The 11173-nt window shown below is 67.8% G+C and carries 9 protein-coding genes; 1 reads left to right on the forward strand and 8 read right to left on the reverse strand.

The window, feature by feature from the left end:
- Window positions 1-34: 34 nt before the first annotated feature.
- From ahcY to ACR4XJ_RS02460, 5 genes are all read right to left on the reverse strand, one after another.
- The gene (ahcY, locus tag ACR4XJ_RS02440) at window positions 35-1474 is read right to left on the reverse strand and encodes an adenosylhomocysteinase (protein ID WP_434753708.1); all 1440 of its coding nucleotides are present in this window, start codon (window positions 1472-1474) and stop codon (window positions 35-37) included.
- A 119-nt stretch (window positions 1475-1593) separates the two neighbouring features.
- On the reverse strand, window positions 1594-2523 hold the full coding sequence (locus ACR4XJ_RS02445; protein WP_434753709.1) for an ArsR/SmtB family transcription factor: 930 nt from the start codon (window positions 2521-2523) through the stop codon (window positions 1594-1596).
- 385 nt (window positions 2524-2908) lie between these two features.
- The gene (locus ACR4XJ_RS02450) at window positions 2909-3367 is read right to left on the reverse strand and encodes a hypothetical protein (RefSeq protein WP_434753710.1); all 459 of its coding nucleotides are present in this window, start codon (window positions 3365-3367) and stop codon (window positions 2909-2911) included.
- Window positions 3368-3369: 2 nt separating this feature from the next.
- The gene (locus ACR4XJ_RS02455) at window positions 3370-4689 is read right to left on the reverse strand and encodes a vWA domain-containing protein (RefSeq protein WP_434753711.1); all 1320 of its coding nucleotides are present in this window, start codon (window positions 4687-4689) and stop codon (window positions 3370-3372) included.
- A 77-nt stretch (window positions 4690-4766) separates the two neighbouring features.
- Entirely contained in the window at window positions 4767-5750 is a 984-nt protein-coding gene (locus ACR4XJ_RS02460) for an AAA family ATPase (protein ID WP_434753712.1), read from the reverse strand.
- Between the two features lie 495 nt (window positions 5751-6245).
- Between ACR4XJ_RS02460 and ACR4XJ_RS02465 the strand changes: the two genes are divergently transcribed.
- Complete coding sequence (locus ACR4XJ_RS02465; RefSeq protein ID WP_434753713.1) at window positions 6246-7478, forward strand: Fic family protein; 1233 nt, start codon at window positions 6246-6248, stop codon at window positions 7476-7478.
- Between the two features lie 103 nt (window positions 7479-7581).
- Here the strand turns inward: ACR4XJ_RS02465 and pstA are convergent, their stop codons facing one another.
- The 3 genes from pstA to ACR4XJ_RS02480 form a co-directional block, all read right to left on the reverse strand.
- Window positions 7582-8751: a phosphate ABC transporter permease PstA gene (pstA, locus tag ACR4XJ_RS02470; RefSeq protein ID WP_434753714.1), complete on the reverse strand. Its 1170-nt coding sequence runs from the start codon at window positions 8749-8751 to the stop codon at window positions 7582-7584.
- A 9-nt stretch (window positions 8752-8760) separates the two neighbouring features.
- Window positions 8761-10005: a phosphate ABC transporter permease subunit PstC gene (gene pstC / locus ACR4XJ_RS02475; protein WP_434753715.1), complete on the reverse strand. Its 1245-nt coding sequence runs from the start codon at window positions 10003-10005 to the stop codon at window positions 8761-8763.
- Between the two features lie 91 nt (window positions 10006-10096).
- A complete protein-coding gene (locus ACR4XJ_RS02480) occupies window positions 10097-11131 on the reverse strand; it encodes a PstS family phosphate ABC transporter substrate-binding protein (RefSeq protein ID WP_434753716.1) in 1035 nt (344 codons plus the stop codon).
- Window positions 11132-11173 lie beyond the last annotated feature (42 nt).

Genomic DNA, 11173 nt, shown 5'->3' on the forward strand with positions numbered 1-11173 from the left:
GAGGCGGCTTCATTCGCGCTCTACCCCTCTTCTCCTAGTACCGGTAATGGCCCGGCTTGTACGGCCCGTCCATGGGCACGCCGATGTACTCGGCCTGCTCCCTGGTCAGGGTGGTCAGGGTCACGCCCAGGCGGGCCAGGTGCAGGCGGGCCACCTGTTCGTCCAGCTTCTTGGGCAGGATGTACACCTTGCGTTCAAGGTCGGGATTGGTGGCCAGTTCGATCTGGGCCAGGGTCTGGTTGGTGAAGCTGTTGGACATGACGAAGCTGGGGTGGCCGGTGGCGCAGCCCAGATTCACCAGCCGCCCTTCGGCCAGCACGATGATGGAGCGGCCCGACTTCAGGGTCCACTTGTCCACCTGCGGCTTGATGTTCAGGCAGGTGCAGCCTGGGGTGTTCTCCAGGTAGTGCATGTCGATTTCGTTATCGAAGTGGCCGATGTTGCAGACGATGGCCTCGTCCTTCATGGCCTCCATGTGCGCGCCGGTGATGACCTTGTAGTTGCCGGTGGCGGTGACGAAGATGTCGCCTTCCTCCACGGCCTTTTCCATGGTGGTCACCTCGTAGCCTTCCATGGCCGCCTGCAGGGCGCAGATGGGGTCGATTTCGGTCACCAGCACCCGCGCGCCGAAGCCGCGCATGGACTGGGCGCAGCCCTTGCCCACGTCGCCGTAGCCCGCCACCACCACCACCTTGCCCGCCACCATCACGTCGGTGGCGCGCTTGATGCCGTCGGCCAGCGACTCGCGGCAGCCGTACAGGTTGTCGAACTTGGACTTGGTCACCGAGTCATTCACATTGATGGCCGGGAACAGCAGCTTGCCTTCCTGCTCCAGCTGGTACAGGCGGTGCACCCCGGTGGTGGTTTCTTCCGAAACGCCGCGCACGCGGGCGGCCACGCGCTGCCAGCGGCCGGAATCCTTCTGGTACGACAGGGCAAGGCGGTCCATGATGATCTGGAATTCCTTGTTGTCGTAGCCCTGCTTGAGCAGTTCGGGGTTGTTTTCCACCTCGACGCCCTTGTGGATCATCAGGGTGGCGTCGCCGCCGTCGTCAACCAGCAGGTCGGGGCCGCCGCCGTCGGGCCAGGTCAGCGCCATTTCGGTGCACCACCAGTAGTCTTCCAGCGTTTCGCCCTTCCAGGCGAACACCTTGGCCATGCCGGAATCGGCAATGGCCGCCGCCGCGTGGTCCTGGGTGGAAAAGATGTTGCACGAGGCCCAGCGGATGTCCGCGCCCAGTTCGTACAGCGTCTTGATGAGCATGGCCGTCTGGATGGTCATGTGCAGCGAGCCGGTGACGCGCAGGCCCTTCAGCGGCTTGCTGGTACCGTACATGCGGATGAGTTCCATCAGCCCCGGCACTTCACGCTCGGAAAGCTGCATTTCCTTGTGGCCGAAGTCGGCCAAGGCCATGTCGGCCACCTTGTTGGCAAGGGAAAGGTCCAGGGCTTGCGCCCGCTTGGCATCGGTCATCTGTGCCTCCGTGGGGAAGGATTCTGTTGTTGTTCCGTATTGTCAGGCGCTGGTTTGCGGCACAGCGGCGGGAGTATGGTTCCCGATCAATGGCCGGTCCTGCCGCAAGGCGCGCCCGGCTATGTCTTCTCGGCAAGAATCAGGTGCAGCGACAACCCCTTGCTCACCTCGCGCAGGTCCGCCCGGCGCACGACAAAACCCGCCTCGGAAAGGCGGGCCGTCAGCGCGGCCCGGTCGAAGCCGAGCCAGCGGTCGCCATAGTCGGTGCGCATGCGTTCGTTGTCGTGCCGGTCGAAGTCGCTGATGAACAGCAGGCCGCCGGTGCGCAGGGTACGGCCGATCTCGCGCAGGGCCGCCACCGGCTCCGACAGGTGGTGCAGCACCATGTTGATGGACGCGAAGTCGGCCTCGCCGTCGCGCAGGGGCAGGTGGTCCAGTTCGCCGATGCGCAGCGAAACGCGCCCCCCGGCATCGGCCAGACGGCGGCGGGCCATTTCCAGCATGCGCGGCGAACCGTCCACGCCGATGACCTCCTGCGCGCGGGGCAGCATGCGCTCCAGCACGGTGCCCGTGCCGCAGCCCAGGTCCACGGCCACGCGGCAGCCCGGCGCGGCAGCGGGCATGGCATCCGCCACGGCGCCCGCCAGGTCGAACCCGCCCAGCACCTCGCGGTTCAGTTCGTCCCAGTCCTCGGCAATGGCGTTGAAGAACTGGCGCGTCTTCAGCGCCCGTTCCTCGATGATCTTCTCGGCCATGGCCATGTCGCCCTGCAGGGTCATGTCCTCGGCGATGAACGGGGCCACCGCGTCCAGAAAGTCGCGGCCCTCGCCCTCTGCCGGGGCGGCGTAGAACACCCACAGCCCGTCGCGGCGCGAGACCAGCAGCCCCGCCCCGGTCAGGATCTTGAGATGGCGCGACACCCGCGACTGGCCCATCTCGAGGATGGAGACCAGTTCGTTCACGTTCAGCTCGTGCTTGTTCAGCACGTGCATGAGCCGCATTCGGGTGTCGTCGGAAAGGGCCTTGAAGTAATCGAGTGCTGCCGACATGGGGATTCCCGCGCAAGGTTTTTCAAGGGATGACGCGCGGTTCGCCACGCGCCGGGCAACCGTTTCCGGATGCCTTGATATTCATACATCAAGAAAAGTTGATTTGCAAGCATCCGCTCCGGCGCATACAGCGCAACGCCGCCCCATGCGTCCTTTGGGCGCATGGGGCGGCGCAGGCGGGAACAGCCCGCACTGTGAAGGCCGCAGGGATAAGGGATAGGCGTCAGAAACAGCCCCTAGGTGGTGTCGTCACGAGCAGGATTTTTGTTCTCTGCCAAGGAAGGACAACGTTTCATGAAGGGGGTGTGCTTTTATGGTATTCGACCGGAATGCAAAGCTGTTCTGACATGGGCAGAGGGCAGAAAGACACTCGTGACGACACCATCTACCGGGCCAGACGCAATAGCCGCTCCGCCACCACGGCCGGGGCCACGTGGCGGCGCATGGATTCGGTGGCGCGCAGTTCGCCCCGCAGGTTCATGGGCTCGCTGGCGTGGGCGCGGGTCAGTTGCGCCTCGCAGGCGTCGCGCAGCAGGGCGAACGACGCCTCCACCTCGGGGTACTCGTTGTCCTCGCGCCACGGCAGGCGCAGTGTGGTTTCCGTCTCGCGGCCCGCGTGCGAGGGCGCATCCAGCACGTACATGCCCTTGGGGGCCTCGCCCGCGCGTTCGCTTTCGCCGGGGTAGCAGTGCGGCCGCCACGAATCGGGCGGCTCCGGGATGATGGACTGCACCCGCACCGAGGGCACGGCCAGTGCCTTTTCGTGCGGTTCCAGGGACACGGTGTAGCGCAGCACGGGGCGCAGGTTGCCCCGCTGCTTGTCGATGCGCCATTCGATGCGCATGGTCAGGCTCCTTGGTGCAGGGTCAGCACCTCGCCGAACGGCGGGGCGTCATCGCCACCGTCCGCCCTCACGGGCCGGGTGGACGCCCACAGCACCGGGTACGGCGGCGGCGCGGGAAAGCGGTTGCATTCAAGGTCGGTGAGGTAGATCAGGCAGGCCGGGCGCAGGCCGTCGGCATCCACGCGGGCGAAGGCCGGGCGGTAGTCGGTGCCGCCCCCGCCGCGCGGGGTCAGGCGCAGGGGCAGGTCCCAGCGGGTCAGGTGCAGCACTTCCTGCACGGCGCAGTCGCAGTAGATGACCGTGAGCCGGGTGTCGAAATCCTGCAATATGGCGGACACCTCGCCGCAGAAGCGGCCCAGCGCGGCGTCGTCCACCGAGCCGGAACTGTCGATGACCAGCACCAGTTCCGGCAGGTCCTGCGAGCGCAGGGACGGCAGGTGCAGCCCCATGTGCACGTAGCGCCGGTTGGGCGGCGTCCACGAATAGTCGTTGGCCGTGCACTGGCGGATGAACCGGCGCAGCAGGGTCCGCCAGTCCAGCGGCGGGTGCAGGGCCTGCCCGGCCAGCCGTTCCAGCCCGGCGGGCAGGTCGCCCATGAAGCGCGCCCCCTGCACCGCCTGCCCGAGGTCGATGCGCAGGTCGCGCTCGGCCCGGCGGCGGGCCGCGTCGGAAGCGTCCCCCTGCAACAAGGGATGGTCGCGCACCTCGCCGGAAAAGGACGTTTCCACGTTGTCGCGGCCTTCGCCCTCTCCCGTGCGGTCGCCGCCGCGCCCGTCGGCGTCGTCGCCTTCCGGCAACTCCGGCGGGGCCTGTTCCGGGTCGCTGCGGCGCTGCGTGGCCGGTGCTGTGTCCGGCTGATCGCCGGACGCGCCGGAGCGCGCCCCGCTGGCCTCGGCCTCGCCCTGGGCCTTGTCGCCGGTGCCGCCGCCCTTCTCTTCTTCTTGCAGGCGCGCGAGCACGGCGTAGATGTCTTCCGCCGTGCGGCCCCGGTGTTCCGGCGCGTCCAGAAACCCGGCGGGCAGGGTGAATCCCGCGTCCAGCAGGATGCCGTTCACCGCGTAGTCGCAGGCGCGGTTCCAGAGGCCCTCGTCGCGTCCGTGGCGGCGCACGTGGTGGCCGCAGACCACGTGCAACACCTCGTGCGCCTGCATGGACACGACCATGGCGTCGGGCAGGGCGGCCACCCGTTGCGGGTTGAAGCCCAGGGTCACGCCGTCGGTCCACAGGCCGTCGCAGGCCGGGTCCGCCTTCAGGTGCAGCCGCAGGGCCAGCGAGCCGAAGAAGGGATGGTCCAGCACCAGCGCGGCGCGGGCACGCAGCATGCGGGCGTGGGCCTGCGTTTCCGGCGAGGGGGGGACGTCAGCCGGGGGAAGGGAGGATTCCGGATGCACGTCCCCGCTCACAGCAGCACGTGGGCGTTGGCCTGGGCCCACCGCGCGAAGGACGGGGTTTCCACCACCGTGGTGTCCGCGCGCACGGAATCGCGCATCAGCAGCACGCCAAATTCCACGGGCAGGCGGTCGGCATAGCACACCAGCGCTTCCATGGTGTCGGGCGCGGCGTGGCGGGCCAGGGCCTCGCAGATGGCGTAGGCCGCGGCGGGCTCGTCGGGCACCGGGGCGTCGTGCGGGGCGGCCAGCACGGCGTCCGGCTCGGGCAGGTCGCGCCACACCCGCAGGAATCCCGCGAATTCGGCGGCGGCCCCTTCGCCCACGGCCCCGCGCACCAGGTCGTATTCCACGGCCTCGTCCGGCCCGGCGGCCAGCATGTCGGACACGTATTCCCAGGTGCGCGGCGAGGGGAAGGCCCGGTCGGCCACGGCGGGGTCGAAGTCGTGCAGCAGGCGCGGGCGAAAGCGCAGGAAGGCCGTCACTTCCGGGCGGATGTTCGCGCCTTGCGCCCAGCCCAGCCAGTCGTCCAGGTCGGTCTCGAAGTCCAGATGCACCATGCGGTTGGCCAGGGCGGTGGGCATGCGGTGGGTCACGGCCCGGTCCTGCTCGCGGTTGCCCGCCGCCACCACGGCCCAGCCGTCGGGCAGGCGGTATTCGCCAAGCTGGCGGTCTAGGATCAACTGGTAGCAGGCGGCCTGCACCAGCGGCGGCGCGGCGTTCAGTTCGTCCAGGAACAGGATGCCCCGTCCTCCGTCGGGCAGGAACGAGGGCGGACACCACCGGGCGCGCCCGGCGGCGTCGATGGAAGGCAGGCCGCGCAGGTCCACCGGGTCCAGCAGCACGGCGCGGATGTCGCGCAGGTCCATGCCGAGGCCGTGGGCGACCTGCGCCACCACCCGGCTCTTGCCCACGCCCGGCGCGCCCCACAGGAACACGGGACGGGGGATGGTCACCAGCGTGGCAAGGGCGCGGGCGATCTGGGAAGGAATCATGAAGGCTCCATGGGATGAAGGAATGGCGGGCGGCTGGGCCAGACTGGCCCGCCGAGAGGCGCGGCGCACCCGGCAAACCCCGCAGCGAGGCGTATTGGACGGACACCATGTGGGGGAAGGCACTTGCCGGGCACGCCGCCCTGCCGGACCGGCTCCGCATCCGGCCAGATGCTGGCGGACGCGGGACGGCCACGGGATGGACGCGACGCCGACGGGGGTTGCGGCCCACCTGCGATCAGGCTGCGACCCGATTGCCATCAGGTCGCCTCGCGGTCATGGCGCAGGGGGGTGAGCGTCATTGGTCCGGGGTGGGCCACGTCGGCGGCCCCACCTGTGTATTGAAATTGAAAATCGAAGTCAACAAAAGTCGCAACCGTCTTCTTCCCGCTGCCGTGGGCGGGCGAATCCTCCTCCCCACAACCACGCCCCGAACCGGCCAATGAACCGGCCAAAGTGTGTTGCATTCTTGTTCGTATCCCCCTATATATCCGACATATGAAACCGGACAACATACCGGCCACGCTGGCCCCAGCCCTGCCCGAGGGGCGACACCTCGACGAACTGCGCGATCAGGCGCTGGCGGTGGTGCGCGCCTCCGCCCAACTGGACGGCAGCCTGCATCCACTGACGGCCGCCACCCTGAGGACACGCATCCGGTTGTTGAACAGCTACCACAGCAACCTGATCGAAGGCAGCAGGACGTCCATCTTCGCCATCGAGGCTGCGTACCAGCAGCGCTTTTCACCCGACGACCAACGCCGTTACGCGCAGGAACTGGGCCTCGCCCACGTGGAAACGGAGTCGGCCCTGCTGCGGCAACTGGCGGAAACGCCCCGCGACATCTGCTCCACAAACTTCCTGCTGGACATGCACCGCGAATTTTTCAGCCACCTGCCCGAGGCGCACCAGTATGTGCATTCCGGGGGCCGGTTCACCGACATTTCCGTGGCGCCCGGCCAACTGCGCGACCGCGAGGTCTCCGTGGACGGCGGGGCCAGCATCCACGGCCCGCTGGCCCGCGACCTACCCGGGTTGATGCGCCAGTTTGCCGAAGCATACGCGCCAGACCGCCACCACGGACTGGACAGGCTCATCGCGGCGGCCGCCAGCCACCACAGGCTGACGTGGCTTCACCCCTTCCGTGACGGCAACGGCCGCGTGGTGCGCCTGCTGACCGAACTCTACCTGCGCGCGGCCGGAGTCAACGAGAGTGGCGCATGGTCCTTCTCGCGCGGCATCTCCCGCGACCGGGCAGGGTACTTCATCCACCTGAACGCCGCCGACCCGCAACGCGACGGCCGCTTCGGCCCGGTCGACCTGGCGGACTTCTGCGCGTTCGTCCTTGAAACCTGCCTGGACCAGATCAGCTTCATGGCCGCCAGCCTCGACGTCCGGAACATCGCCCTGCGCTACCAGACCGTGGTGCATCGGCATCTTGTGGGCATTCCCGAGGCGGCGGGCGTCCTCCGGCCGGAGGACGCGGCGCTGGTGGCCCGCCTGCTGGCCCTGGTCTTTGAAACCGGCGAACTGGAACGCGGCATGGCCACCATGGTGCTCGGCAAAAGCCAGCGCACGGGCCGCCGCGTGCTCAGCCTGCTGCTGCGGACGGGCCTGCTTCAGGCAGCCACCCACGTGGCTCCCGTGCGGGTGGCCCTGCCCACCTTTGCCCTTTCCGATCTCTTCCCCCCCCTGTTCCCCGACGCCGTGGTGGGCGGCCCCGCGCTGTAGCCGTCCCCCTCCCCCCGCGCGCGAAAACGGCGGCCCCTTGCGGGGCCGCCGTTCGTGCATCTCTGTCCGTCCGACACGCATCGGGCGCGGCCCGCGCCGCCCCCTACCATTTGCGCTCGTACTTGTTGCGCAGCCAGATGGCCGTGGCGTTCATGCCCAGCAGCAGCACCAGCAGCACCATGATGCCCGCGGCGGTGCGCTCGGAAAAGGCCCGCTGCGAATCCGACGCCCAGGTGAATATCTGGGCGGGCAGCACCGTGGCCGCGCTGTTGAAGTTTTCCGGGGCCTCGGGGATGTAGGCCATCATGCCCACGATGAGCAGGGGCGCGGTTTCGCCCATGGCGCGGGCCAGGCCGATGATGGTGCCGGTCAGGATGCCCGGCAGCGACAACGGCAGGACGTGGTGCCAGACCACCTGCAACGGCGTGGCCCCAAGGGCCAGCGCCGCCTCGCGGATGGACGGGGGAATGGACCGGATGGCCGCCCGCGTGCTGATGATGATGGCGGGTAGGGTCATCAGCGACAGGGTGAGGCCGCCCACCAGGGCCGACGAGCGGGCCACCCCCATGAAGTTGATGAAGATGGCCAGCCCCAGCAGCCCGTACAGGATGGACGGGATGGCCGCCAGGTTGTTGATGTTCACCTCGATGATCTGGGTCAGCCGGTTGTCCGGCGCGAATTCCTCCAGGTACACCGCGCACATCACCCCCACGGGGAAGCTGATGGCCAGGGTGATCAGCAGCACGTACAGTGAGCCGATGGCCGCCGCGCGGATGCCCGCCAGTTCCGGCAGCTTGGAGTCGCCCGATTCGAAGAACCCCCAGTTGAAGGCCAGGCGCGCCTTGCCTTCCTGGCGCATGGTGTCCACCAGCGCCTGGTGCCTGGGCCGCAGCCGGTTGGGATTGCCCTTCATGTACTGGTCAGTGTCCGCGCTGGCCAGCACCCACAGTTCCTGCGAGGTGCCGATGAGCCGGCTGTTCTCGGCCATCATGGACGGGATGAGCCGGGTGAAGCTGCGCGAGACCACCTGCACCGTGTCCGGGTCCATGGCGGCGTAGGGATTGTCGTGCGCCTCGGCCGTGTAGGTCACGGTCACCAGCAGTTCCGCCTGCTGGAAGGCCGGGTAGCCCTTCATGGTGATGTCGAACAGAAAGAACACCAGGAACGCCCCGGCCAGGAACAGCGCGGAAATGGCGCACAGGCGGAAGCGTTTTTCGGCCGCGCGCCGCTTGCGCAGCAGGGCCTTTTCGTCGATGCCGAACAGTGATGCCATGCCGCCCCCCTACTCGTACTGTTCGCGAAACTTGCGGATGACCACCAGCGAGACCACGTTGAGCACCAGCGTGAGCACCAGCAGCACGAGGCCCAGCCCGAAGGCCGAAAGGGTCTGCGGGCTGTCGAAGGCCTGGTCGCCGGTGAGCGAATCCACGATGCTCACGGTGACGGTGGTCATGCTCTTCAGCGGGTTCCACGTCAGGTTGGGCATGAGCCCGGCGGCCATGACCACGATCATGGTCTCGCCCACCGCGCGCGACACGGCCAGCAGCACGGCGGACACCACGCCCGGCAGGGCCGCGGGCAGCACCACCTTGCGGATGGTTTCCGACGTGGTGGCCCCCAGCGCGTACGACCCTTCGCGCATGGCCTGGGGCACGGCGTTGATCACGTCGTCCGACAGCGAGGAGACCAGCGGGATGATCATCACCCCCATGACCAGGCCCGGCGCCAGGGCGTTGGTGTATTCCGCCTCCAGCCCCACGGCCTCGGCCAGGTGCACGATGAGCGGGCTGACCGTGATGGCCGCGAAGAACCCGTAGACCACGGTGGGGATGCCCGCCAGGATTTCCAGCGCGGGCTTGGCGATGCGCCGCACCCGCTTGCTGGCGTATTCGGCCATGTACACCGCCGCGAACAGCCCCATGGGCACGGCCACCAGCATGGCCACGGCGGTGATGTAGAAGGTGCCCGCGAACAGCGGCAGCGATCCGAATTCCGGCGTGGCCACGTTGCCGTCGGCCCGGCCGGTGGAAATGAGAAAGGCCGTCTCCGGGCTCCACTTGGTGCCGGTCAAAAAGTCCCACAGGTTCACCAGCCGGAAGAACTGCATGGCCTCGAACACCACCGAGACCACGATGCCGATGGTGATGAGGATGGAAATGCACGAGGCCCCGATGAGCGCCCAGCGCACCGCGCCCTCCACCCGGTGGATGGCGCGGAAGTCGCGCCCGATGGCCCGCTGCGACCAGACCAGGCCCAACGCGGCCAGGGCCACGCCCCCGCCCGCCAGCACCGGACCGGGCACGGTGACGATGTGCAGCAGGTGCAGCAGCCCCGCCAGCACGAACAGGCCCATGGACGGCAGCGCCACCCACAGACACGAATACCACCCGTAGTACACGAGCGGCGAATGGAATTCCGTGCCGCGCGCATTGTCCGCGCCGGCCCTGCGCCGGGCGATCATGTACGCCAGCACCGAAAGCGGCAATATGGCCATCAGGGCCATCTGCAACGCGCTTCCCATGGTCATGTGCGATCCCGTTGGCCGGGGGGCGCGCACCCCCCGGAAATGGTGAAGGCCGGGGAAGGCGGCTTCCTTCCCCGGCGCGTGCGGCCCGTTGCTACTTCAGGTCGGCGGCGGTCAGCTTCCTGAAGCCGGTCACGTCCTTGCGCACCTGCTCGCGTTCGGCGGCGGGCAGCGGGATGAGGCCGATGGTCTTCAGGTAGCCGGAATCGCCGATCATCTTTTCGGACATGAACAGTTCCACGTATTCCTTGAGGCCGGGAATCTTCCCGATGTGCGCGTCCTTCACGTAGAAGAACAGCGCGCGGGAAATGGGGTACTTGGCCGAGGAGATGGCTTCGAAGGTGGGGGCGTTGCCTTCCACGGTGCAGCCCTTGATGCGGTCCTTGTTCTCGGCCAGGAAGCTGTAGCCGAAGATGCCCACGGCCTCGGTGTCCTTGGTCAGCTTCTGCACGATGAGGTTGTCGTTTTCACCGGCGGGCACGTAGGGGCCGTCCTGGCGGATCTTCTTGTACTGGGCGGCGTCCTTGCCCAGCACGGCCTTGAAGGTCTCGTCCTTGCCGGTGAACTTTTCCACCACCATTTCGATGAAGGCGTCGCGGGTGCCGGAGGTGGCGGGCGGGCCGTAGATGACGATCTTGCGGTCGGGCAGGGCCGGGTTCAGCTGCTTCCAGGTCTTGTAGGGGTTGGGAGCCAGCTTGCCGTCCACGGGCACTTCCTCCAGCACGGCCAGGGCCAGGTCCTTCAGGGAAAGGTTCATGTCGGCGTTGCCGATGTTCTGGGCGATGACGATGCCGTCGAAGCCGATCTTGGCCTCGGTGATATCGGTGACGCCGTTCTTGGCGTTGGTCTCGAACTCCTCGACCTTCATGCGGCGGGAGGAGTTGGTGATGTCCGGGGTGTCGGGGCCGACGCCCGCGTAGAACAGCTTGTGGCCGCCGCCCGAACCGGTGGATTCGACCACGGGCGACTTGAACCGCTTGTTGGTGGCGCCGAATTCTTCGGCCACGGCGCTGGAGAAGGGATACACGGTGCTGGAACCCACGATGCGGATCTGGTCGCGGGCTTCGGCCACACCGGCCAGCGACAGCACGAGCGCGGCGGCCAGCGCCACTTTCTTGAACGATTTCATTGCAAGCCTCCCTGACGGTTCCCTGTATGGGGGTAGTTGTGT

The sequence above is a fragment of the Nitratidesulfovibrio sp. D1 genome, from assembly GCF_051133415.1.
GTDB lineage: Bacteria > Desulfobacterota > Desulfovibrionia > Desulfovibrionales > Desulfovibrionaceae > Cupidesulfovibrio.

Bases quoted from the DNA above. Each gene is read 5' to 3' on its own strand.
- pstA (WP_434753714.1), bottom strand. From the start codon at position 8,751: ATGGCATCACTGTTCGGCATCGACGAAAAGGCCCTGCTGCGCAAGCGG.
- ACR4XJ_RS02480 (WP_434753716.1), bottom strand. From the start codon at position 11,131: ATGAAATCGTTCAAGAAAGTGGCGCTGGCCGCCGCGCTCGTGCTGTCG.
- ACR4XJ_RS02445 (WP_434753709.1), bottom strand. From the start codon at position 2,523: ATGTCGGCAGCACTCGATTACTTCAAGGCCCTTTCCGACGACACCCGA.
- ACR4XJ_RS02465 (WP_434753713.1), top strand. From the start codon at position 6,246: ATGAAACCGGACAACATACCGGCCACGCTGGCCCCAGCCCTGCCCGAG.
- pstC (WP_434753715.1), bottom strand. From the start codon at position 10,005: ATGACCATGGGAAGCGCGTTGCAGATGGCCCTGATGGCCATATTGCCG.
- ahcY (WP_434753708.1), bottom strand. From the start codon at position 1,474: ATGACCGATGCCAAGCGGGCGCAAGCCCTGGACCTTTCCCTTGCCAAC.
- ACR4XJ_RS02455 (WP_434753711.1), bottom strand. From the start codon at position 4,689: ATGCTGCGTGCCCGCGCCGCGCTGGTGCTGGACCATCCCTTCTTCGGC.
- ACR4XJ_RS02450 (WP_434753710.1), bottom strand. From the start codon at position 3,367: ATGCGCATCGAATGGCGCATCGACAAGCAGCGGGGCAACCTGCGCCCC.
- ACR4XJ_RS02460 (WP_434753712.1), bottom strand. From the start codon at position 5,750: ATGATTCCTTCCCAGATCGCCCGCGCCCTTGCCACGCTGGTGACCATC.